At 44.3% G+C, this 22,109-nt stretch carries 21 protein-coding genes and 1 pseudogene; 9 read left to right on the forward strand and 13 right to left on the reverse strand.

Annotated elements, in window-relative coordinates; all coding sequences use genetic code 11:
* Window positions 1-46 precede the first annotated feature (46 nt).
* Window positions 47-916 (reverse strand): cation diffusion facilitator family transporter, encoded by an 870-nt coding sequence (locus ACHA8N_RS03810; protein WP_393964773.1) that lies wholly within the window; start codon window positions 914-916, stop codon window positions 47-49.
* A 301-nt stretch (window positions 917-1,217) separates the two neighbouring features.
* Between ACHA8N_RS03810 and ACHA8N_RS03815 the strand changes: the two genes are divergently transcribed.
* Window positions 1,218-1,541 (forward strand): thioredoxin family protein, encoded by a 324-nt coding sequence (locus tag ACHA8N_RS03815; RefSeq protein WP_393964774.1) that lies wholly within the window; start codon window positions 1,218-1,220, stop codon window positions 1,539-1,541.
* A gap of 42 nt (window positions 1,542-1,583) precedes the next feature.
* On the opposite strand, the gene ACHA8N_RS03820 is transcribed toward ACHA8N_RS03815, so the two are convergent.
* The 5 genes from ACHA8N_RS03820 to ACHA8N_RS03840 form a co-directional block, all read right to left on the reverse strand.
* Window positions 1,584-1,883, reverse strand: coding sequence for an excalibur calcium-binding domain-containing protein (locus ACHA8N_RS03820; protein WP_147511669.1), 300 nt, complete (start codon window positions 1,881-1,883; stop codon window positions 1,584-1,586).
* 226 nt (window positions 1,884-2,109) lie between these two features.
* Window positions 2,110-2,583: a hypothetical protein gene (locus tag ACHA8N_RS03825; RefSeq protein WP_393964775.1), complete on the reverse strand. Its 474-nt coding sequence runs from the start codon at window positions 2,581-2,583 to the stop codon at window positions 2,110-2,112.
* 169 nt (window positions 2,584-2,752) lie between these two features.
* Complete coding sequence (locus ACHA8N_RS03830; protein ID WP_393964776.1) at window positions 2,753-4,099, reverse strand: GH1 family beta-glucosidase; 1,347 nt, start codon at window positions 4,097-4,099, stop codon at window positions 2,753-2,755.
* A 22-nt stretch (window positions 4,100-4,121) separates the two neighbouring features.
* The gene (locus ACHA8N_RS03835) at window positions 4,122-5,045 is read right to left on the reverse strand and encodes a carbohydrate ABC transporter permease (protein ID WP_081776058.1); all 924 of its coding nucleotides are present in this window, start codon (window positions 5,043-5,045) and stop codon (window positions 4,122-4,124) included.
* A 3-nt stretch (window positions 5,046-5,048) separates the two neighbouring features.
* The gene (locus tag ACHA8N_RS03840) at window positions 5,049-5,945 is read right to left on the reverse strand and encodes a carbohydrate ABC transporter permease (RefSeq protein WP_026834090.1); all 897 of its coding nucleotides are present in this window, start codon (window positions 5,943-5,945) and stop codon (window positions 5,049-5,051) included.
* A gap of 266 nt (window positions 5,946-6,211) precedes the next feature.
* On the opposite strand from ACHA8N_RS03840, the pseudogene ACHA8N_RS03845 reads away from it, so the two are divergent.
* Both ACHA8N_RS03845 and ACHA8N_RS03850 read left to right on the forward strand, forming a co-directional pair.
* Window positions 6,212-6,527: pseudogene (locus tag ACHA8N_RS03845) on the forward strand (transposase); the annotation flags it as partial.
* Between the two features lie 24 nt (window positions 6,528-6,551).
* Entirely contained in the window at window positions 6,552-7,628 is a 1,077-nt protein-coding gene (locus ACHA8N_RS03850; protein WP_393964777.1) for an RNA-guided endonuclease InsQ/TnpB family protein, read from the forward strand.
* Window positions 7,629-7,740: 112 nt separating this feature from the next.
* Here the strand turns inward: ACHA8N_RS03850 and ACHA8N_RS03855 are convergent, their stop codons facing one another.
* Both ACHA8N_RS03855 and ACHA8N_RS03860 read right to left on the reverse strand, forming a co-directional pair.
* Window positions 7,741-9,045, reverse strand: a complete 1,305-nt coding sequence (locus ACHA8N_RS03855; RefSeq protein WP_393964778.1) for an ABC transporter substrate-binding protein — start codon at window positions 9,043-9,045, stop codon at window positions 7,741-7,743.
* A gap of 202 nt (window positions 9,046-9,247) precedes the next feature.
* Entirely contained in the window at window positions 9,248-10,261 is a 1,014-nt protein-coding gene (locus ACHA8N_RS03860; protein ID WP_393964779.1) for a LacI family DNA-binding transcriptional regulator, read from the reverse strand.
* 211 nt (window positions 10,262-10,472) lie between these two features.
* Between ACHA8N_RS03860 and ACHA8N_RS03865 the strand changes: the two genes are divergently transcribed.
* From ACHA8N_RS03865 to hepT, 3 genes are all read left to right on the forward strand, one after another.
* Complete coding sequence (locus ACHA8N_RS03865; protein WP_393964780.1) at window positions 10,473-10,901, forward strand: VOC family protein; 429 nt, start codon at window positions 10,473-10,475, stop codon at window positions 10,899-10,901.
* A gap of 212 nt (window positions 10,902-11,113) precedes the next feature.
* Window positions 11,114-11,293: a hypothetical protein gene (locus ACHA8N_RS03870; protein WP_026834093.1), complete on the forward strand. Its 180-nt coding sequence runs from the start codon at window positions 11,114-11,116 to the stop codon at window positions 11,291-11,293.
* 134 nt (window positions 11,294-11,427) lie between these two features.
* Window positions 11,428-11,835 carry a type VII toxin-antitoxin system HepT family RNase toxin gene (hepT, locus tag ACHA8N_RS03875; protein ID WP_393964781.1) on the forward strand — a complete coding sequence of 136 codons (408 nt, stop codon included), beginning with the start codon at window positions 11,428-11,430 and terminating at the stop codon, window positions 11,833-11,835.
* A 145-nt stretch (window positions 11,836-11,980) separates the two neighbouring features.
* Here hepT and ACHA8N_RS03880 read toward each other — a convergent pair whose 3' ends face one another.
* From ACHA8N_RS03880 to ACHA8N_RS03900, 5 genes are all read right to left on the reverse strand, one after another.
* Window positions 11,981-12,400, reverse strand: a complete 420-nt coding sequence (locus tag ACHA8N_RS03880) for a hypothetical protein (protein ID WP_393964782.1) — start codon at window positions 12,398-12,400, stop codon at window positions 11,981-11,983.
* 126 nt (window positions 12,401-12,526) lie between these two features.
* Entirely contained in the window at window positions 12,527-12,655 is a 129-nt protein-coding gene (locus tag ACHA8N_RS03885; protein WP_393964783.1) for a hypothetical protein, read from the reverse strand.
* 170 nt (window positions 12,656-12,825) lie between these two features.
* Window positions 12,826-13,533 (reverse strand): ABC transporter permease, encoded by a 708-nt coding sequence (locus tag ACHA8N_RS03890; RefSeq protein WP_393964784.1) that lies wholly within the window; start codon window positions 13,531-13,533, stop codon window positions 12,826-12,828.
* Window positions 13,530-14,372 (reverse strand): ABC transporter ATP-binding protein, encoded by an 843-nt coding sequence (locus ACHA8N_RS03895; protein ID WP_393964785.1) that lies wholly within the window; start codon window positions 14,370-14,372, stop codon window positions 13,530-13,532. The genes ACHA8N_RS03890 and ACHA8N_RS03895 overlap by 4 nt, the downstream gene beginning before the upstream one ends.
* 124 nt (window positions 14,373-14,496) lie before the next feature.
* Window positions 14,497-15,495, reverse strand: a complete 999-nt coding sequence (locus ACHA8N_RS03900; protein ID WP_393964786.1) for a LytTR family transcriptional regulator DNA-binding domain-containing protein — start codon at window positions 15,493-15,495, stop codon at window positions 14,497-14,499.
* 134 nt (window positions 15,496-15,629) lie between these two features.
* Between ACHA8N_RS03900 and ACHA8N_RS03905 the strand changes: the two genes are divergently transcribed.
* The 3 genes from ACHA8N_RS03905 to ACHA8N_RS03915 all read left to right on the forward strand — a co-directional run bounded on the left by ACHA8N_RS03905 (window position 15,630) and on the right by ACHA8N_RS03915 (window position 21,992).
* Entirely contained in the window at window positions 15,630-16,106 is a 477-nt protein-coding gene (locus ACHA8N_RS03905) for a hypothetical protein (RefSeq protein WP_393964787.1), read from the forward strand.
* A gap of 315 nt (window positions 16,107-16,421) precedes the next feature.
* Window positions 16,422-17,636: a hypothetical protein gene (locus ACHA8N_RS03910; protein ID WP_393964788.1), complete on the forward strand. Its 1,215-nt coding sequence runs from the start codon at window positions 16,422-16,424 to the stop codon at window positions 17,634-17,636.
* Between the two features lie 171 nt (window positions 17,637-17,807).
* Window positions 17,808-21,992, forward strand: coding sequence for an AAA domain-containing protein (locus ACHA8N_RS03915; RefSeq protein ID WP_393964789.1), 4,185 nt, complete (start codon window positions 17,808-17,810; stop codon window positions 21,990-21,992).
* Window positions 21,993-22,109 lie beyond the last annotated feature (117 nt).

Raw genomic sequence — 22,109 nt, forward strand, 5'->3', positions numbered from 1 at the left:
ATCAAAATTGGACTTTCAAACTATTTTTGAAGTTAGAAATAAACAGTCATTCCGGCTCGATATGAACATGAATGTCGTAGACGCCGTACTCGTCTGTCAACGTATCTTCGACCTTCGTCGCGATATCGTGTGCTTGATGGACGTTTAACTGGGAGTTGACGAGAATCACGACATCGACAACTTCGTTGTTACCGTAATTCCGGCCTTTGATCGATTTAATCCCTTTGACGCCGTCAAGATCATAAATCACATCTTCATACATTTTAAGTTTATGTTCATCAAACCCGTCCGACAGCTCATGAGACGCTTCCGAGAAGATGTCCCATGCAGTCTTACAGATCAAGAACCCGACGATGATCGCTGTCACGACATCGAGCCACGGCATCCCGAACTGGGAACCGACGATTCCGACTGTCGTCCCGATACTGACCCAGGCATCGGACAAGTTGTCCTTCGCGGCCGCCATGACCGCCTTGCTGTCGATTTTACGTGACAAGTTCCGGTTGTAACGGTAGACGAAGTACATCACGATGGCAGAACCGATCCCGACATAAGCAGCAATCAAATCCGGTGACTCCTGTTTGCCTTCGAATAACGTCGAGATCGTATCAATCAAGACTTGCAGACCAACTGCCATCATAATGAAGGAAGCGACCATCGAAGCAATCGTCTCACTTTTCCAGTGCCCGTATTTATGATCATCGTCTGCCGGACGTCTTGAGATCCGTAATCCGATTAAGACGGCAATCGATGCGATGATATCGGTCGTATTGTTTAAACCATCTGCCCGTAAGGCAGCGGAATCGGCTGTGTAGCCGACAATCAATTTAATGACGGATAAGACAATATAAGCAACGATGCTGATGATGGCACCGCGCTCGCCAAGCTTTAAATTATCGTATTTTTGTTGATCCATTTGTAGTCGCCCCCACTCGCTCTGTCGATTAGCAAACCTCATCGTAACAGGTCGAAATCAAGTGGGTCTATAGAAATCATTTTGCTTAAAACTAGTTAATTAACAAAAGACCAAGAATGTTTCCTGGAGGCAAATCATCTTTTGTTGTTGCACAGCAATTCTTGTGCAATTTGCACATACTTCAGAAGTAATCTTCTCCAACAATTTTGCGAAAAATACTTATCGTGTAATCATAATTCGTGCATCTTGCGCCTGGAATCAGTAGACTAAAGATACACACACCAACAGGGGGAACTAACACATGAGTAACTACATTAAGAGCGAAGATACGTTTAAAGAATTGATTGCAAGCGACACACCGGTCATCATCAAGTTCGAAGCCGACTGGTGCCCGGACTGCAAACGGATGGATTACTTCATGCCCGATGTCGAGGCGCAATTTAAAGAATTGCCAATCTATACGATCGACAAAGACGAGTTCCCGGAAATCGCATCGGACAACGTCGTCATGGGGATTCCAAGCCTGCTCGTCTTCCAAAATAACGAGAAACTCGGTCACTTGCACAGCGCCAATGCAAAAACTCCGGAAGAAGTCACAGACTTCCTCAAGAAAAACTTCAACTAAACAGACGAAGACCCACTTTCCAAAATGGAAGTGGGTCTTTGTTCAGCGTTCGCAGGCGATGCCGTCTTTGTCACGGTCCTTTGATTTGTTGAGGTTATATGTTGCTAAGCTGACATATGCCGTATATTGTGTCTTTTTGTAAATGGGTTTTCCATTTTTGTCGTAACCGGTCCGGTTCTTCAGACCTTTTTTATTGGCGACACCGCCTTTATAAGTTTTTTGCATCTCCGTACAGTTTTTAAAAGCTTTTGCTTTTGTTGCCGCATGACCTTCAGTGGACGTTACACCGATTAAAGAAACACTAAGTACACCTGTCAAAATGAGTTTCACTGCTTTGTTCATGGAAATCCCTCCCTATTTTTGAAATACCAAGATTTAATGATAATTCAATTATAGAGGATTTGTTTAGAAGATAGTCTTTATTTTCAATTTCCGCACTATATTTCCCATCATTTCACTATTAAAAAATCTCTATGCACAGGCAAACTGGTTGAACGACAACCAGTCTGTCTTCATAGAGATCTTTTAATTCATACGATATGTTCAAAACGAAGTCGATTCATGCACGTCAGTACCGCAATTGCTTCGCCTCTAGTTTTTTGTACCGGACACTTAATCCGATTGCCAACAAAATATAAGCAAACCCGGCAAACAGCGCAAAATGTGCGTACATAATATTGAGCCATGTATTAAAGCCAAATAACGGTACCACGAACAGATAGTAAAACGGATATTGAATGCCTGATAGGATATCAAACCAAGAATAACCTAGCCAGTACCTTCCAAAAAACGTCACTACGTACACAACAATTCCTGCAATAAATCCGAAGCGCAGATAATTAAAAACAAACAAAAGTGTCTTTTCTTCACGAACAAACACAACCGAACCAATTAAAAACATGAGCCAGATACATGACGCTCCCAGTTGAAGCAAACCAATCGAACCGTCCGGATATATACTCGCCGAGGAGACATTGATGCCGATTGACCCAAGTAAAAGTATGGTAAACCATACGAGGTATTGTTTCATCGAACGAACCATGACTGCATTCCTCCTAGTTTTAGTGACATTCTCCGCTCTCATACTTCTCATTCATTAATTGGATGTAAATCCCTTTTTTCTACCTTAACAAAAAACGTACGTTTTCTCTACCCCTATTAAATGAAAAACAGGCAAGGGCGATGAATTCGACCTTGCCTGTTCGACGACGTTACGCTTCTTGTGGAAGTGCTGCCTTATGCGTCTGGATGACATTCGCATACCAATGCGCGCTGTCTTTCCAGATTCGTTCCTGTGTATCGAAATCGACATAGATGATGCCGAATCGTTTGTCGTACCCGAAGCTCCACTCGAAGTTGTCGAGTAACGACCAGAGGTAATAACCGGCGATGTTCATGCCTTCCTCATTCAGATCAGACACGGCTTGCAGATGCTGCGCGACGTAATCGATCCGGTTTTGATCGTGCACTTTCCCGTCGACGAGCCGGTCGTCAAAGGCTGCACCGTTTTCCGTGATGAAGATCGGCAGGTCCGTATACTCGGCCCGCAACCGGCGGATCAGGTCTTTGAACTCACTTGGTGCGATATCCCAGCCCATGCCGGTTTTGTCGTAATCCGAGTAGGCGTCTTTGTGTAAGAAGTCACTCGCAGCGCTGAACTCAACCAAGTTCCGGCTGTAGAAGTTGATCCCGAAGAAATCACACGGCGTCGAAATCGTCGCGAGGTCTCCCGCGTGGATGAAGTCGTACGTATGAACGTATTTTGAGAACAGGTTCATCATGTCGATTGGATATTGTCCTTTGAAGATCGGATCAAGGAACCAGCGATTCGCGTACCCATCGGCATTGTTCATCGCAATCTGATCGTTGACGGAATCCGTCTTTGCGTACTTCGGTGCCAAGTTCAACGTGATGCCAATCGGCGTCGTGGACTGGAATTCCCCTTTCAGCAGTTCAACGGCTTTTCCGTGTGACAACAGCATGTGGTGGACAGCCCGGACTGCTTCGTTCATGTCCGTATGTCCCGGTGCATGCTGACCGAGGTGATAGCTCAAGAAGCCGGCACACCATGGTTCGTTATGCGTGATCCACGAGTCGACGATGCCGTCGAGCTCTTCGAAGCAGACGCGGGCGAAGTCGAGGAACCAGTCAACCGAGTCGCGGTGGACCCAACCGCCTTCTTCATGCGCCCACATCGGGAGATCCCAGTGGTAGAGCGTGACGGCCGGTTTGATGCCTTCTTCCTGCAGACGTGTTGCCAGTGTCTTATAAAATGCCATCCCTTCCGGATTGAACTGCCCTTTGCTCGGGAAGATCCGTGGCCAGGCAATCGAGAAGCGGTATGTGTCGACGCCCAGTTGTTTGATGTGCTGAATGTCTTCTTCAAACCGGTGGTAATGGTCGCAGGCGACATCGCCGTTGTGTTTTTCAAAAACTTTTCCGTCCGTATCGCAGAACGTATCCCAGATCGACGGGGTACGACCACCCTCGTCGTGTGCGCCTTCGATTTGGTACGAGGACGTCGCCGTCCCGAAGACGAAATTCGGTGCAAATTTCATAGATGTAAGCTCCTTTAACAGTTTATTCTTTGACGGCACCAGCTGAGATGCTGCTGACGATGTATTTCGAGAGGAACAAGAAGGCGATCATAATTGGTACGACGGAAATCGCGATTCCGAGATAGAGCGAACCGAGGTTTTCGGCGACTTGTGATCCTTTGAGGAATCCCATCAAGACCGGTAACGTATACTTTTCCGGTGAGAACAGCAATACGAGCGGCATGATGTAGTTGTTCCATGAACCGATGAACGTAAAGATCGACATCGTGGCGATCGCCGGCATCATCATCGGCAAGGCAATCGTGTGGAAGATGCGCATTTCGCTCGCGCCGTCCATCCGTGCTGCCTCAATCAAACTCGGGTGCATGACCGTCTGCAGGTACTGACGAACGAAGAACACGGTGAACGGACTGGCAATCGCCGGAACGATCAACGGGATGAAGCTGTCGAGTAGACCCAAGTTCTTGCTGAGCTCGTAGAACCCGATCAATCCGAGTTGTCCTGGGATCATCATCATGACGAGCATGAAGACGAACAGGACGTTTTTTCCTTTGAACTGGTAGAAGGCAAATCCGAACGCTGTCATCGCCGAGAAGTAACCCGATAGGACGGTGACGAGGACGGCGATGATCAGACTGTTCTTGAAGCCGGACCAGATGTTGACGTAAGAGCTTAAAGCGGCATAGTTTTCAGCGAGCGAGTTCCCTGGAATCAATGAGAAACCGGATAACACTTCTTCGTTCGAGCGGGTCGCGTTGATGATCATCATCAAAAACGGAATGATACAAGCGATCGTCAAGGCAATCAGTCCGACGTAGATCAGACTTTTCCCGAACCAGGCTTTTTTCTGTTTCGGTGGTGGGGTCAATTTCAGTGGACGTTCTGAACGGTCCGGTTGATCTTCCGTTTGTGGCACGATCCGACGTGCTTCTGCATTTCGTTCCATCGGTCAGGCTCCTTTCGCTGAACGTTCTTTTCGGAACATCCCTTTGAAGACGATGATTGAAAAGACGAGCGTGATGGCAAACAATCCGTATGCGACCGCAGCGGCGTAGCCATAGTTGTTGTATTTAAAGGCTTGATTGTAGAGATACAGGACCATCGTGTTCAGGGCACCATCCGGCGCACCGACACCGTCCGTGATCAACATCGGTAAATCGAACAATTGCAGTCCGCCGATCAGTGACGTGATCATGATGTAAAGCAGGATCGGTTTTAAGAGCGGCAATGTGATCCGCGAGAAGATTTGCCAGCGTGTCGCACCGTCAATCAGTGCCGCTTCGAAATAATCCTTTGAGATGCCCGATACGCCGGCCATGACGACGATGAACGAGTGACCGAGCCACATCCAGGTCAGGATGAGGGAGACGGAAATCTGTGCTGTGACCGGTTGCGTCAACCAGTTGATCGGCTCTGAGATGATGCCGATTTTGAGTAACATCATATTGAGTGAACCGTGCTGCCAGTCGAGCAGGATACCGAACAATAAGGCAACCGAGCTGATTGTGATCAAGTTCGGCAAGTAGAATGTCGCGCGGAAAAACGCGAGCCCTTTCATCTTGAGCTGTAAATCCGAGAACAGTAAAGCGAGCATCAAGGCTCCCCCGATTTGCAGGATGAAGTTCAGTCCCCAAATCTTGATCGTATTGAAGAACGCTTCAATGAAGTACGTATCTCCGAGCAAACGCGTATAGTTCGCGAGTCCGACGAGTTGTTCGCCTTCTGCGCCTGTGTAGTTGGTGAAACTGTAATAGAACGTCAAGGCAACCGGATAGATGCTGAAGATCAAGAAGACGATCCAAAACGGTGCGATGAACAGATAACCATGGCGATCAAGTTTTTTCACAGGTCAAACCCCTTTCTTAAACAAGAAGAGGTGAAGCGAGGACCGCCCCACCTAGACTCCTTATTCCGGTACTTTACAGCATTTCCGATCATGAGCGCTCATTCTTAGGAATGGGATGAACACTCATTCTGATACGGAGTGCTATTAAGTAAAACGAAGATATTGAAACTTCTTGTTTCGTAATAGCAACAACTTTTAGTACAGTACGGACTATAAAATGGTGGAATATGGGTATTATAAATATATAACCAAGAACCCTTGCTACTATTTCTCTCGTCAACCATCATTCCTTTTTAACCTCGCTATAGAAAAAAAGAGATTCCTTCTTAATGACTTAGAAGCACGTTTTAAGCAATTTGTGAAAAAGATTTTAAGAGAGTTAGAAATCATGACGAGTTCCTTGGAATGCGAGAAAGATCTCTCGCAGATAGTGCTTAACGCGCCGCAAACACAAGGTCCCGCCGACATGAAAATCAAAGGGGTGACTTTTAAAAGTTGAGAGAGTAATTTCACACGCAAAGTCTTTGGGCACGTTCCTACTTCGTTTTTACGGCCGGTAATGTATCGTATGAGACAATTAAACACACAGAAACAAGGGGTGAAATCATGGCTCAGACCTTGACGGTGAATATCAAGCTTCATCCTACCAAAGAGCAACAATCTATTTTGAAACGCATGATGAGCAGCTATATCCATACAGCCAATCAGCTTGTTTCAGACATGATCGAATCCCAGAGCATGTTGAAATTGACAAGCAAGCATATCCATTCGCATTTGCCTAGCGCTGTTAAGAATCAGGTTATTAAAGACGCTCAAAGTGTATTCAAAAAAGCGAAAAAGTCAACATACAAAATCATCCCCGTCCTCAAGAAACCCTATTGCACATGGAACAATCAGAATTACTCGTTCGATTTCGAGTCCATCTCTCTTCCGATCATGATAGATGGAAAGGTAAAAAAGACTGCAATTCGTGCCGATATTGTCGATCCACATAATCGTAATTTCTCACTTCTTAACAACAAATTAGGGACGCTCCGTGTCACAAAGAAATCGAATAAATGGATGGCACAAATTGCTGTCACACTCCTCACGACAGAAAAAAACGGAACGAAGTTGCTTGGTGTGGACTTAGGTCTAAAAGTACCCGCAGTGGCAACGACCGATTGCGATCGAACCAGATTTCTTGGAAATGGTCGAGAAAACAAATACATGAAACGGAAGTTTCGTGTGAAACGCAAAGAGCTAGGTCAAAAGAAAAAGTTAAACGCGATCAAGAAACTAAACAATAAAGAGCAACGCTGGATGAAAGATAAGGATCACAAGGTAAGTCATGGAATCGTTGCTTTCGCGAAAGAGAACAACATTTCTGTCATTCGTTTAGAAAAACTAGCGAACATACGACAGACGGCAAGAAAAAGCCGTAAAAACAATAAGAATCTACACACATGGTCATTCTATCGCTTGGCGATGTTCGTCGAGTACAAGGCAAAACTCGCAGGAATAAAGGTCGAGTATGTCGATCCGGCATATACTTCTCAGACATGCCCTTCTTGCGGAGGACACAATAAAGCAAAAGATAGAACATATTCTTGTTCATGTGGGTTCAAAAAACACAGAGATATTGTAGGTGCGATGAATATTCGATACGCACCTGTGGTTGACGGTAACAGTCAATCAGCCTGAGAACCTATACGGTCTGTCTCAGGAGGGGTGATGGCACACCCTCATCTGAAGGCTTGAGCAAAACAGAAATGGACTGCGCTCGCACAAGCACTTCAGAATCCCACGATTTCAATCATGGGGTTGTCACGTCCGGATACGCATTTTTGACTTTTTTGTAGAATTCAGCAAGTGCTTCGTCTTTTGATTTTTTACCTTGGACATATTCCATGACCGACGCACCGTATAACGTATCAAGCTGCTGGTCGTACTTCGTCACGATTCCCGGTGTGATCTTGTCTGCTTGATCGAGGAAGAACTCGTAATTGTTCTGTCCGCCGAGGAACTCATCTTTGAAGTCGGTTTTGATTTTGTCAGTAACCGGTTTATAAGCCAGGACGTCCCCTGTTTCTTTCGCCCAGTCTGTCAAGAACGCTTCGTCTTGCGTCATCATCTTAACGAAATCATACGCAAGTTTTTGTTTCTTCGAATCTTTGTAGACACCTAACCATGTACCGCCCCAGAAGTATGGGCTCGGTCCGCTTGTGACAGCCCAGTCACCTGCTGATTTCTTCGCGTTTTCTTTTAAGACACTGTGTAAGCCCCATGTTGGAAGGACATACGAGAAGATTTCTGTTTCAGTTTCTTTGCCGTTTTCTTTGACTTTAACCGGCTTGTCCATCCCGGCGAACCATGATGGTGACCACTCCGGTGCAAGTGCCGTGTATTGTTTTGTCCGTAATTCTTTTGCGTAATCCATGTAGTTTTTCTTGTCTTCCGTCACGACGAGTTCCTGTTTGTCGTTGACCCAAGCTTCCGGCTCATTTCCTTGTGCGAACCAACGGATCGATCCTTCATCCGGGAACATTTTGTAGCCTTTGCCTTTCATCTTCTCAGCAACTTCGAAGACGCCGTCCATCGAGTTCATCATCGCACCGATTTCTTTTGGATCATCTGTGCCGAGAACTTTTTTCGCGATGCTTCGTTTGTAGTAGACGCCACCCGGTGTCGTTTGCCATGAAAGGGCACGAACGTTACCGTCTTTGTCTTTCCCCATGTCATAGACATACGGGATATAGTCGTCTTTGACGTCACCCGCATTAAATGGTTTTTCCGACAGGTTCGCCCAGTAGCCGGCATCAACCCATTGTTTTAAGAAGGCGATTTCGCCTGTGAAGATATCCGGTGCGCCCACGCCGCTCTCAAGTGCCGGCTTTAACTTCGTCGGGTAGTCGGCGATTGGAACGATCGTCAATTCGACTTTGACGCCGTTTTTCTCTTCGAACTTTTTGATTGGCTCTTTTAACTCATCCGTGAACGACCAGATTTTCAGGACTTCCTTGCCACCGCTCGTTTTTTCCTCTTCGCCGCCTGAACATCCTGCTAAAACGCTTGCTGTTAATGCGCCGACTGTTAACACGCTGACTAACTTCTTCTTCATGTCATCCCATCCTTCTCGTCTGTTGGTAGTCTATTAAGTAAGCGGTCTCATTTATTATCCAAAAATATCGAAAGCGCTTTCGTAAATGGTCTAAAAAAAGTTCCGAAAGCCCTTTCGGAAACGTACAAAAAAATATCATGTATTTCGAAACCGCTCTCGCGTTTTCTCGAAGACAACCTGCGAGAGCGATTCCGAAAAAAAATTATGGTTTTACGGGTCCTGTCGACTGACGGACGATCAAGTCAACTGGAATGATATCCGTCGTCATGACACGTCGTTTGTTGACGATTTGTTCGATTAACAATTCTGCTGCATGCTGCCCGATTGTTTCCGTATCTTGCCGGACCGTCGTTAGCTTAGGTGTAATAAACTTAGCCAGTTCGATGTCATCATATCCAACAACCGAAAGATCTTCCGGAATCCGTAAACCGGCTTCATGAATCGCATCAATCGCCCCGATCGCCATTTGGTCACCTGCGACGAAAACAGCGGTTGGACGTTTCGGTAAGGCAAGCAACGTCTGCATCGCCTGTTTTCCTTCTTCAACCGAAAAGAATCCTCCGTTGACGATATACCCGTCAGGAATCGGTAGTGCTAAACGTTTCATTGCTTGCTTATACCCTTCAATCCTGGCAGATCCTGCGTCAGTCGTCTTATCCCCTGCAATATGGGCGATTAATCGATGACCCAATTGGTATAAGTGATTAACTGCCAATTCGCCTCCGGTAAGGTTATCTGAAAAGACAACACTGCAATCGGTGCTGTCCATGTCGACAACAACGATTGGAATCGAACTTTGAATCAGTTCCTGAACATGCTTGTCCATTTGATCGGAACAGATGACGACGATGCCGTCGACCGCCCGATGCCGGAAATGCTCGAGGTAACTCATGTCCCGATTGCGGAGATTCCGCGAGGCGAAGATCAAGTCATAACCTTGTTGTTCTGTTGCTTTCCGGAAACTTTCGATGATCGCATTGAAAAACGGATGCATCATCCCGACTCCATGTGCTTCCGAGAACATGACGCCGATCGTCCAGGATCGTTTCGTCGAGAGCGACTGGGCGTGGGCGTTCGGTAAGTAGCCCATATCGGCTGCTGCCTGAACGATTTTTGCTTTTGTCTTCTCACTGACGTCGGAATAATTATTTAAGGCTTTTGAGACCGTCGTGATCGAAAAACCGGTTATTTTCGCTAAATCATAAATTGTACCCATATAACCACTCCATTTCACCGAAAGCGCTTTCGATAAATTTAGTATAGGTCGGAATCTGGAAAGACGCAACCATTATTTGCGAATTTATTTGGAATTAAAAAAATAAATGATATCGCTTTCATTTTTAATCAGGAAACCCTTTAAATAAGAACAAATGTTTGGTATACTATAAGCATCAGTCAGCCGTGTTCAAATGGAGAGGAGCATTATCATGCCGATTACCCCTTATCTGGTCTTTAACGGCAATACCCGTGAGGCGATCCATTATTATGCCAAAATCTTTGGGCAAGACATTCCTGACATCATGGAGTTTGGTCCCGGCAATGGTCCGGACGGTCAACCGTTTGAAAAAGACGTCCAGTCGCTTGTCCTGCACTCGCAATTAATTATTCACGGCACACGCGTCATGTTTTCCGACGCGATGCCGCACGATCCTGTGGCGATTGGACAAAATGTCACACTCGCCCTGCATCTGCCGGACATCCAAATCATTCACGAGACATTTGATAAACTGGCGCAAGACGGCAACGTCATCATGCCGATCCAAAAAACATTTTGGAGTGAAGCTTACGGTATTGTCGAAGATCCGTTTGGTGTGCAGTGGCAGCTCAACCATGAAGTGAGTGAAGTGACGGCTTAAACCACAACCTCCCCTGCTCAAATGAGCAGAGGAGGATTTTTTATGTAAAATCAATTTTCTTTGTCTTTCAAGAGTGTAAGATGACAAACTTATAAAACTGCTTCATCATTTTAGGTTCTATTAGCTTTTTGTTGGCAGAATAGTTGTCATATTAGTTTTCAGGACACTACATACCAATATTTTTATTAGATGATAAAGAAGGAGGAGAATCTATGCGTAAAATCGATTACGTTATCTTTTTCATTTTATTTTTCTTATTGAACCTTTTAAATTTCCTTGGGACGCCGGATTGGAAGGAAATACTCGCTATTTTTATAGCTGCTACGCTTGAAGCATTCATTGCGGGAACAATCACGAATGTTATTTCACGGGTCTTCTTTAAAAAGCGTTAATTTAAACGGAAGAGTGACGGATTTCGTCGGGTGTTACTTTTTTTAGATCATACCGATTTTTTTCAAGGTGTTATAGAATGGTTAAAATCAGATGTACCATTATCTACTGTGTAAGAAAGGAGGCGTCTCAAGAAATGAACGAGATTCTTTTACAAAAACAAGCGACGATCAAACGTTGCATCACTAGAATGAACGAAGTCTACAATAATGACTCCAAAAATTTAAGTGATTTAACCAGACAAGATAGCATCATCTTAAATTTGCAACGGATCTGCCAAGCTTCTATCGATATGGCGATGTATGTCGTAAGTACACGAAAACTGGGATTACCTAAAGCAAGTCAGGATGGATTTAAACTATTAGAGGAAGCAGACTTTATCAATTCTTCCCTATCTACAAGTCTAATGAATATGATGGGATTTTGTACTATCGCAATCCATGACTACCCGTCACTTGATTTAAGTATTCTCCAGGCTATTTTAGAGAAGCACATAGATGATTTCTTAACATTTGCACAGATTGTTATCCAGTTGGAAGACTGACAAATCTTCAAGATTCAACTTCCTCATCGTCTAAACGTCTCAAGGCAAAGCCATTTGTCACGTAGAGTTTCCAACAGACAAATCGAATAATCCAGGAATCCTTCATTTCTAAGCATAACGTAAGTGGTAGTAGTTCAAGGCGTATTCATTTACTTGGCCACTCGAAACCCATTTCAGAGAAAGAAACTTTACTCTCTTGCATCCCTTCTGCATCTACGGCATCTAGTGCTTGAATATTCTCTGCGGATAAAGTAATAGTTCTCGCGGGATTTTTCAACTTCAAGTGATACAGTTTTTTTAATAACGTCAGCTGTTGTTCTCTGAGTTCATAATACTCTTCCCAATACTTAACTCCAGTTTCGTACTCCGATGCCTGTATTTCTAAAAGGCGTGCCCCCTGTTCAATCATTTCGTCATATGGATGACTAGAAAAAACTTGATCATCACTCCCCCACAAGACAGTAGTGACGATCGGAAGAGCTGCGCCATTAACCTCATCTAACAAGTATTGAAAGGTATCTTGCTCAGCTGTTTCTTGTACGAATTGTGGAGCTTGGCTTAACAATTCTTTTGCTTCTGTCGTCTCTACAGAGAATTCTTCGTTTCTAAATCCTCCGACAAAAAAATCTTGACCAAATGTAACTGTCCCTCTGCTACCTTGACCATCATTTGTACTGTAATTGTTACCATCTCAGGAATGTTCATAAGCAAAGTCAGGATTATTCGCGACAAAGATAGCGTGAGCGATGGAGGCGAGCATGCATCCTTCCCATATCGCTTGACGTTTCCATCCTGAATCTAAAACTTGGTGTTTTTCCATTTTGACCTCCTATGTTTGCTTAATACGTTGGATTTTCTTCTATTCTCTTCACGAGTGGAGCCCTGAGTATTTTTTTAGATATGTGATAGCCGCTATGAATTCCGTTACCTGCTTTCACTGCTATTTAAGCTCATATGTCGTCTGAATTGTCTTTCAAAAAGATACATCAGTCATCGTTTCTGTAGTTGTTTCCGATAGACCATCACTGCCAGCAAAGCACCTAGTAAACTCCAGATTCCAATCACTAAAAGCGGCAGTCCAATTGATGTGAACTTTTGTTGTTCCAAAAGCTCAGCGAATCGTAACAGCTGTAAGTTCGGTAAATATTCAAGCAACTTCAAGTAAGCGTTATTTGAAGCCAATGTCTCAAGCATCGTGCCAAAACCAAATAAAAACATGATTGGGAGGACAACAACCGATGCTTCCATGACTGACTTTGTGATTAAACCAAGTACTGTTCCAAGTCCGAGATAAAACAAACAGGATCCGATTATCGCAAGCGCAAACAGTCCAACGTGTTCTGGAACATATCCTGTAATTTGAATGCACAGCAGAATTGTTATGAGTGTGATCAACAAACTCAAAAGACTTTTCCCAAGTAAGATTTCACTTGTGGTCGCAGGCGACAACATGAGGGTCCGTAACGTATTTTTTTCTTTTTCTTCTGCAATCAGTGTGCACTGAACAAACGCTGTGACAGAAGAAAACGTCAGATTGATCACGGTGTAATGAATCTCAAGCGTGATGTCGCCAAGATTTCTATAGACAATGGCTAGTAGGATCGGAACCAATAACGTGGTCGTGACGAAGAGATTCCGGGTCACATCTTTAACATCCTTCAAAAAGATTGCAAGTGTTCGCTGGATGGACAGATTCATACGAGTCCCCTCCCCGTGACATGAATAAAGATTTCGTCCAGTGTCGGTTCGTTTGAATGAATCGTAACGACTTGATTTGAACAAAAGTAGTCATACATCTTTTTGGCATCCTCCGGTCCATTTTGCAAAATCATTGGTTCCCTCCCTGTCAAACGTACTGTTACGGTTGCGTCAGAAAACCGTTCGCGTAACTTGGTTGGTGAACCCATTAACGGCAACTTCCCTTCATGTAAAAATGCTACCCGGTGACAGAGTGCCTCTGCTTCCCGCATATCGTGTGTCGTCAAAAAAATAGTCGTTCCCTTTTGATTTAATGCGCGTAATCCTTGATGAATATAATAGGTATTCATCGGATCAAGCGCCGATGTCGGTTCATCCAAAAAAAGAAGCCGAGGTTCATGTAACAAGGCGCGAGCCAACAACACGCGTTGGCGCATCCCTTTCGATAAATGCTGCACTTTCTTCTTTTGTTCTGCACCGAGATGGACAATCATGAGAACTTCTTCGATCCGTTTTAAAGAACAACCATATAACCGGCAATAGAGCTTAAGATTATCGTAAATACTTAAACGATCATACAGACCGCTATTGTCTGTCATGATTCCGATTTCTTGTAACTGTTCTCCCCGCAACCGATTCGTCGTATGTCCGAGCACTTTGGCCTGACCTGTGTCGGCTTTGACTTGCCCTGTCAGTAATTGAAGTAATGTTGTCTTGCCAGCTCCACTCGGTCCAACTAACCCAAACACTTCCCCTTGCTGTATCGAAAAACTAATCTTGTTTAAGGCAACCTGACCTGAAAACTCTTTCGTAATCTGATCCACTTCAATAATCGGCATCCTATAAACTCCCTTCATCTGTTCTACGCTCAGCATAGAACCTAGAGAACTTGAATACCTTAAAAAACAGCTGACAGGAGCATCCGATCCGTCGACAGGCGTCTGTCACCCCCTTAACGGAACGTCATTGAAGACCCAATATCTCTTTTAAGAGGGCAACCCGGTTTTTCGATAACGGTACTTCCTTGCCATTTTTCAACAGCAGACTATAACTGTTTCGTGTCCACATCATCACTTCTGCTACTTTTTCGAGGTTAACCAAGTAAGAGCGATGACACCGAAAGAAAGGATAGGCTTGCAACCGTTGCTCATATTCTTGCAAGGTATACAGACCTGGATACTGGTTGTGATTGCTATTCACTTGAACCGTGCCAGCAATACTCTCCAAATAATCCAGCTCCGCTATATCCAGTAATACGATATTTTTATCGACTTTCGTCGCAATTTTTCGAAGTGTCTGTTGTCCCGGAGAGATATCGGTTGGAACGGCTGTTTCTTCCTCTGGTTCAACTGTGATTTCTGGTTCCACAAACTGCAGGTTTCCGTTTCGCCATTGGTACACAGACCGTGACAGTAACATCGCATTCTCTAAACTTTCCGTCAGAAGAACTATCGATTTTCCATCTTGTTCTGCTTCTTGAACGAAGCGAAGGATCAGTTGTTTGGTCTGCCAGTCGACATTTTGAATCGGCTCTTCCATCATCAAAACACGCGGATTTTGTAATAGGAGACGACCGAGTACTAGTCGTTTTTGTTCCGAGTAGGTTAAATCTTTTCCTTTTGTCCGGACCCGTTTCTTCAAATGGAGCCGTTCAAGCAACTCCTCAATCGAATTCTCACTCTGATAGAGTTGCTTAAAGAATTTCAACTGCTCTTGTACCGTCAGTCGCGGATAGGAATCGAGCGCTAAAAAATAAAATCCGATATCCGATAGATTCAATGATTGATTCCCCGGGAAATCAATCTGAATTTCCTGATAATCCGTTCGTTTTCCTCGCGACTGAAGACGCTCTAAAATCTGTTCCTGTTCTTCTCGACTTGTTTGAATAGATATAGATTCGCCCATGCGGACTTCAAGGCGATTCGCTGTTGAAGAAGTTTTTAAAGCTACATCCTTGAACATATACAGGTATCCACCCTCTCTTCAATCCGACTCAAGGAATATTTTACCTATTATTTCATGCAATGTCTTTTATAATCAAAAAGGAGGACCATATCAAGATTGATTGCACTTACTAATTAAAAGGAGGATACTGCTTGAACATTCAAACTTTTATTTTTTTAGAAAATGAACAATGTCATCTCAGTATTGAGGAACATGAACGCATTCAATCTTATGTAAACAAAAAAGAAGATTGGCTCGAAGACGGATTTTTGAATCTAGAAGGTATCATTGCTTTCTCACACGACCGAAACGGATTAATACAAGGTATGGATGCTTCAGATGAACTTGCACCTCTTTGGCAGTACTATACAGAAGCTCTAGATTGCTACCTGAAAAAAGATTATGCTACCTTCTATTATCCCAACACACCCATAGAGGTTACGTTCAAAAAGCACTCGAGTCACAGCTTGTCACTGAGAATCGATCAAGATGAAGTCGTCTATAAGACAGCGGAGTTTATTCGCGCTTTCCAACAAGCAGCTGCATCATTTCTGGAGTTAATCAATTCCCTCTCCAAAGGAGCTTATTCTGACGACCTCCTTGTGAAAGTAAAAGCATTAGCGAAATGACTTTCTTAATGAAAGATGACATGTTTCTTCTTCCAATTAGGTAATTTTCTTTTCATATCGGGAATGGGGCAATTGATCCGTTTCTTTTTTTATTACCGCGCTGAACAGTAAACTGAAAAATTGTAAAATACCATTACTCAAAAAGATTCATTAGACTTTAGCAACTAGATTTCAATAAACTACAAAAATAAATAATTCAATATAAATTTCCCTTCCTATTTTAATTTAATATATGTAAGTTGATTGTTTTTAGTAAAATACGGGGAAATATTACTAATGGTTCTTCGCTGTTTTCCGTATAGAAAGGAGATTAGCATGCAGTACCTAGTTCAGATTTTGCACTCCATATCTTTAGCCATCCTCGTTGCCGCTATCATTTATCGCCTGCAAGTCGTCAAAGGTGAGAGACCTCCTGAAAAATTAACTGACGCGACGCTTCTACTCTGGTTAAGTAGCATTTTGTTTCTGACTTCTATCCTGAATGGTTACATCCTCTATCGTCAAAACGGTCAATTCGAAATCATACTGCTGCCGCTCTTATTTTTAACGGTTTTCTCTTTGTTTTTATGGATTTTTTACTGTCTCTATAAATATTCGAAACGCCGCCTCTCCCCTCAGATTGTCATTCCTGCAGCCATTTTGTTTCTTCTATACTTACTAACCGCATTTGCGACTCTGTTTCATTTTGAGAATGTATTTTATATCGTACTCTGCATTGGTATCATTAGTGTTTTTGTGGGCGGATTGTTTTTATTAAAACATCTCTCCTATGAAGGTTTACCTCGTATTTGGAAATATGCATTACCTTTTGGAATCTTATTCATAGTAGTTTCATATGAAGTTATTTCATCTGCTACTCCTGTAACAAATTCAGAATCAACAGCAGCTCCCGCTTCTACCGATACTGATGCCGACACTGAAAATGAACCAATTTCTGAAGAACCTGTCGAGGAGCCTATCATAGAAGAGGCAGAAGATGAATCTGTACAAGAAACTTCAGATGATGCAGCAGAAGCCCTAGAAGAAAAGGTCTATGATCAAACTAAAAAGTATTACGCTTCCTATACCCCGGTAAACCTTCAAAATGTTAATGAAAAAATCGAACTTGCTCCAAACTTCTTTTATGAAATCAATCAAATTGAAGTTGGCGAAGTCACTGCCTATGAACCATTCGTGAAGAAATTCATGTTTGATGCCGAACCTATCTCTGTGTTGAAAGTATCTGTGACTGTTCAAAATGATACCCCACAAGACTACTACTATTCTTTTGCTAGTACCTTTATTAACAATGGAACAAATGAGTATAATCCCGTCGGAAAGTTTACGTTAAATCGAAGCTATGATCCAAACACAGACCTCCCGCTTCTTCGAGCAGGTACGAAAGATCGAGGGAGCTACTATGTTTTCATGGAAGAATCTGCAGATACTCTCGATTCCTTTGATTTTCTGATTGGTTTACCGACCGATCCTGCTACAGGTAACCCTGTCGATTCTTCTACCAATAATGCAATCACTATCCCTCTAGATTGACTTTCCGAAGACCAATTCGGAAAGTCTTTTTTCTGCTCCCTACTATTCTCTTCATCCTGTTTCCTTGTATACTAATACTGTCCTAAAAAATAGGAATTAAGTGCCTCGTTTTTCAATAAACCACCTCTAATTTCCTAACTTTTAAATTTACATATAAGGAGCTACCTAGTAATGAGCACTACCCGTTCAAAAGCAATCAACCTTTTTCAATTCATGGCTTCCGTCAAGAAGCTTGGTTTGAAAACACAACGAGATACCAAAACGTATACAACGATTTTAGATGAGACGACGATGAACTTTCCGAACGTCACTTCAACAAGCGATGAAAGTCAGCAAACTATCGTCGAAGTGAAGTTTCATCCTGCCTTCACGATGGATCGTCCTACCCTCCCGAGTAAATTAAGCGAATGGACTGTGACGACCGGTGACGACGTTACACCAAAGGCTTCTCTTCCAGAAGAATTAACGTCACTTTGGACAACCTACGAATTAGCTACTCGTGAATGGAAAGAGAAAAAACGTCAGCATGAAAAGGCACAATCACTCTATGACTTGATGTACCGGATGTATCAGTTCCAAACGACTGATAATGATACCCATGAAATCGTTTGGTCCTTCGGTCACCTGCACTGGCCAACACAATCTATTCAACGACCACTTTTCGTCCGTCCCGCTGTCATTGAGTTTGATACTGAAAAAAGTGTGTTCCGTATTGAAACGACACCAACTCTTCCGAAACTTGAGTTAGATATGTTGAACTGGGACAGTGTCTGGATGAAAGCAGAGCTCTCGGAATACGAACTCGATTTCAAGGAAGACCATGCCTTCGATTTTAACCCTTGGGACGAAACGCAACTCCAAGAACGAAGCGAACAGGTTTTAAGGCTGTTACATGCGGACCATGCTTATGCGCAAGAAGCTGATGTTTACGTCATGCCAGGTGTCCGCCTTTATCGGCGTCCAAAATCCAATCACAGTTGGGTCGAAGAGCATGAACATCTTGCGGAAGCGATCGAGCAGGACTTACCGCTGTCACCTGCTCTCGAACAGTTCTTTACTTCAGACGATGCAGCGATTGCTGCCCTAGATCAACAAGATCGTACCGAGTGGCAGGCTGTCGGCGAAGAGATTTTATTCCCGCTTCCTTACAATGAAGAACAAAAACGAATTCTTCAGCAGTTAAGTAATAATGCAGGTGTCGTCGTTCAAGGGCCGCCGGGTACCGGAAAAAGCCACACGATTTCCAACTTGATTTCGCATCTTCTCGCTCACGGGAAACGAGTCCTTGTCACAAGTGAAAAAGAACATGCCTTAACGGTCCTCCGCGATAAATTGCCTGCTGAAATCCGTGAACTGGCGGTCTCTGTTTTAGGCGCTGATTCCAAGACGATTAAACAAACGGAAACATCTTTACATGGTATCTCGAGCTATTTGAATAAGACGTCAGCTGACGAACTAGAAGCAAGTGCCACAACGATTCGGAATCATCTTGAAACGATTCGTCGCGAGATTGCGGCGACGCGTCGGATGATGCTTGATCAAGCCATTATCGAACACGATGGCCTTACGATTGGTCAAGAAACGAAGACGCCACTCGAGTGGGCAAAATGGATGAGTCAATCCACGATTTCGACACAGATTCCAACACCGCTTTTGTCTGAAGAAGCACCGATGAGTGCCATCGATATTCAAGAACTGTATGAATTGATGCAGGATCAAGAAGCACTTGCCGAACTCAAGATTCTCGGTCGCCGACCAACACGAACGGCGTTTGCGGAACCCCTGACCTTCGAAGAACTCGTCGCCGAAGTAACGGCACTCCGACTGATCGAACCGACTGCTTTACCAGTTGCATGGATGAAATCTGCGTCGGATGAGACCAAACATCAACTGCTCGACTGGCTCAAGCAGTCCGTTCAACAATATACGAACCTTGAAGACTGGACGCTTGCCTTATATCGTCATTGGCTGATGCATCCTTCTGATTTCGATGAGCTCGAGCAAGATCGATTGACGTTCGAACAGACACTTCTTGAGATTGAACAGCTCGAGCGGACCGTTTCGTTGCATGATTTCGCTCTTCCGACAACTGATCAAGATGTATCTGTACTCGCAACGGAACTCTTGCCCCTGTTTGAAGCAAACAAGGTCGATGGGATGTTCTTTAAATGGACAAAACGAAAAAAATACGCCCTTCTTTTAGATGAAGTGACGATTGACGGGAAGAAGATGGCGAGTGCCGCAGATGTTACGTTACTCTTGCAACATTTGACGTATACAGAGTCGCTTCGGAAACTCGAGCGGACGTTTAAGCATCGCTTTGAACACCATTCCATTGAAATTCCGATTGGTCCTTTAACGACGTACCGAAAAGCGCTCGATGTTTTCCGCCAACTTGACAGTATCATGCAACACTTTACGCAAGTCCTCCGTCCATTACACGCAAGTTATGAAAATCATGACTTCACGTATGAATCAGATTGGCTCGGACTTCAAACCAATGCCCTAGAGGCACTCTTTGAACTAAAGCGTCTAGATGAACTGCACGAGCAGCAACAAACCTGGTTATCTTTACTCGATGTAGCAGAACTCACCCACCCTATCACTATTCAGCTACAGCAAGCGATTCGTGATTGGGATGCTACTCGCTACACAGTGATTTATGAAGAATTACGACTCCTGGAAACGAATGAGCATCGGGCAAGTCGCTTACAAACACTTAGTAACACGTTGGAACAGGCTGCTCCGAACTGGCTCACGGCATTACGAACGAACAGTGCTCCAACGTTTCATGCGCTTGAACTTCGTGATGCGTGGCACCTTGCCTACGTCAAGAGTCGACTTGAAGCCTTGAGTGATGCAGACGAACGCGAGCAGCTCCATCGTCTTGAGCAAGAAGAAGGACAGACCGTCGCTCGTCTCTGTGCGACACTCGCTTGGAAAGAGCAACTCAAACGAATGACGCCTTCGAAACAAGAACAACTCAATAGTTGGGCGACCTTGATTCGAAAAGTCGGAAAAGGAACGGGTAAACATGCACCACGTTACCGGAAAGAAGCTGCCAAGCAAATGATGCAGGCCCAAGACGCGATTCCGGTCTGGATTATGCCGGTCAACCGTGTCCTTGAATCCTTTAAGGCTGAGAGCGATCTCTTTGACGTCATCATCTTTGATGAAAGTTCGCAAAGTACGATGGATGCGATTTCGCTCCTGTCGCGGGCACGAAAAGCGATCATCGTCGGGGATGACCGACAGATTAGTCCAACAAGTTTTGATAACCGCGACAATGTCGAAGAAAAACGAAAAACGTATTTCGGGGACGATTCGACGATGACCTTGTTTGATGGGACAAGTAGTCTCTATTCCCTTGCCTCCGTTAAGTTCAGTACGAAAGTCGGCTTACGGGAACACTTCCGCTGTGTACCAGAAATCATTGGCTTCAGCAACGCTCACGTCTATGACGGAACGATTGTCCCGCTCCGCTTGCCCCAACGTGCTGAACGACTGAATCCAGCCGTCAAAAATCATTTTGTTCATGATGGATACGTCGACGAGACGACGATGGACAAGGTGAACTTACCGGAAGCACGTGCCATCGTCGCTGAACTGAAACGAATGATGCAAGATCCGCTTTATCAAAATCGGACGTTTGGTGTCGTCTCCTTACTCGGTAACGCCCAGGCCAATCAGATTGAACGGATCGCAACGGCCGAAATCGGAATCGAGACATTGATGCAACATCAAGTCCGTTTTGGGGATGCCTACACTTTCCAAGGAGACGAGCGCGACGTCATGCTGCTCTCAATGGTCGTCGCCCCAAACAAACGCTTCATGGCGATGACAAAAGAAACCGATAGCCAACGCTTTAATGTCGCAGCGAGCCGGGCCCGTGATCAAATGATTCTGTTCCATTCGGTCTCATTGAATGACATCGGCAACAGCAACTGCATGCGTTATAAGTTGCTCGGTTATTGTCAAAATCCACTCGGTGACCAAGCTTCCTTCGAGAGCGTCAAACATCGCTTTGACTCACCATTCGAAGAAGCCGTCTACCGTCGTCTGGTCGCTCGCGGATACCTCGTCACGCCTCAAGTCCAAGTCAACGGCTACCGCATCGATCTTGTCGTCGAAGGGGAACACAACCGACTTGCTGTCGAATGTGATGGTGAACGTTGGCACGGACCAGATGCGTATGAAGCGGACATGTTCCGACAAAAAGTCTTGGAGCGGGCGGGCTGGAACTTTTGGCGTGTCCGTGGTCGTCATTTCTATCAAGACGCAGATCGTGCAATGGAATCATTATGGACGACGCTTGAAGAGATGGAGATTAAACCAGCATTGATTGAGTATGTATAAGCAAAAGGAACAGTCCACAACGGGCTGTTCTTTTAAATCCCCCCCGAACTAAATTCCCTTTAAATAACAATTATTCACGTGTCATGCTATATTTAACAAGGATTACTTTTTATACAC

The organism is Exiguobacterium sp. S22-S28 (assembly GCF_043359615.1).
Lineage (GTDB): Bacteria > Bacillota > Bacilli > Exiguobacteriales > Exiguobacteriaceae > Exiguobacterium_A.

What these genes read in the sequence shown, in the direction of transcription:
- ACHA8N_RS03810 (WP_393964773.1), bottom strand. Translation starts at nt 916, where the DNA reads ATGGATCAACAAAAATACGATAATTTAAAGCTTGGCGAGCGCGGTGCC.
- ACHA8N_RS03815 (WP_393964774.1), top strand. Translation starts at nt 1,218, where the DNA reads ATGAGTAACTACATTAAGAGCGAAGATACGTTTAAAGAATTGATTGCA.
- ACHA8N_RS03820 (WP_147511669.1), bottom strand. Translation starts at nt 1,883, where the DNA reads ATGAACAAAGCAGTGAAACTCATTTTGACAGGTGTACTTAGTGTTTCT.
- ACHA8N_RS03825 (WP_393964775.1), bottom strand. Translation starts at nt 2,583, where the DNA reads ATGGTTCGTTCGATGAAACAATACCTCGTATGGTTTACCATACTTTTA.
- ACHA8N_RS03830 (WP_393964776.1), bottom strand. Translation starts at nt 4,099, where the DNA reads ATGAAATTTGCACCGAATTTCGTCTTCGGGACGGCGACGTCCTCGTAC.
- ACHA8N_RS03835 (WP_081776058.1), bottom strand. Translation starts at nt 5,045, where the DNA reads ATGGAACGAAATGCAGAAGCACGTCGGATCGTGCCACAAACGGAAGAT.
- ACHA8N_RS03850 (WP_393964777.1), top strand. Translation starts at nt 6,552, where the DNA reads ATGGCTCAGACCTTGACGGTGAATATCAAGCTTCATCCTACCAAAGAG.
- ACHA8N_RS03855 (WP_393964778.1), bottom strand. Translation starts at nt 9,045, where the DNA reads ATGAAGAAGAAGTTAGTCAGCGTGTTAACAGTCGGCGCATTAACAGCA.
- ACHA8N_RS03860 (WP_393964779.1), bottom strand. Translation starts at nt 10,261, where the DNA reads ATGGGTACAATTTATGATTTAGCGAAAATAACCGGTTTTTCGATCACG.
- ACHA8N_RS03865 (WP_393964780.1), top strand. Translation starts at nt 10,473, where the DNA reads ATGCCGATTACCCCTTATCTGGTCTTTAACGGCAATACCCGTGAGGCG.
- ACHA8N_RS03870 (WP_026834093.1), top strand. Translation starts at nt 11,114, where the DNA reads ATGCGTAAAATCGATTACGTTATCTTTTTCATTTTATTTTTCTTATTG.
- hepT (WP_393964781.1), top strand. Translation starts at nt 11,428, where the DNA reads ATGAACGAGATTCTTTTACAAAAACAAGCGACGATCAAACGTTGCATC.
- ACHA8N_RS03885 (WP_393964783.1), bottom strand. Translation starts at nt 12,655, where the DNA reads ATGGAAAAACACCAAGTTTTAGATTCAGGATGGAAACGTCAAGCGATA.
- ACHA8N_RS03890 (WP_393964784.1), bottom strand. Translation starts at nt 13,533, where the DNA reads ATGAATCTGTCCATCCAGCGAACACTTGCAATCTTTTTGAAGGATGTT.
- ACHA8N_RS03895 (WP_393964785.1), bottom strand. Translation starts at nt 14,372, where the DNA reads ATGCCGATTATTGAAGTGGATCAGATTACGAAAGAGTTTTCAGGTCAG.
- ACHA8N_RS03900 (WP_393964786.1), bottom strand. Translation starts at nt 15,495, where the DNA reads ATGTTCAAGGATGTAGCTTTAAAAACTTCTTCAACAGCGAATCGCCTT.
- ACHA8N_RS03910 (WP_393964788.1), top strand. Translation starts at nt 16,422, where the DNA reads ATGCAGTACCTAGTTCAGATTTTGCACTCCATATCTTTAGCCATCCTC.
- ACHA8N_RS03915 (WP_393964789.1), top strand. Translation starts at nt 17,808, where the DNA reads ATGAGCACTACCCGTTCAAAAGCAATCAACCTTTTTCAATTCATGGCT.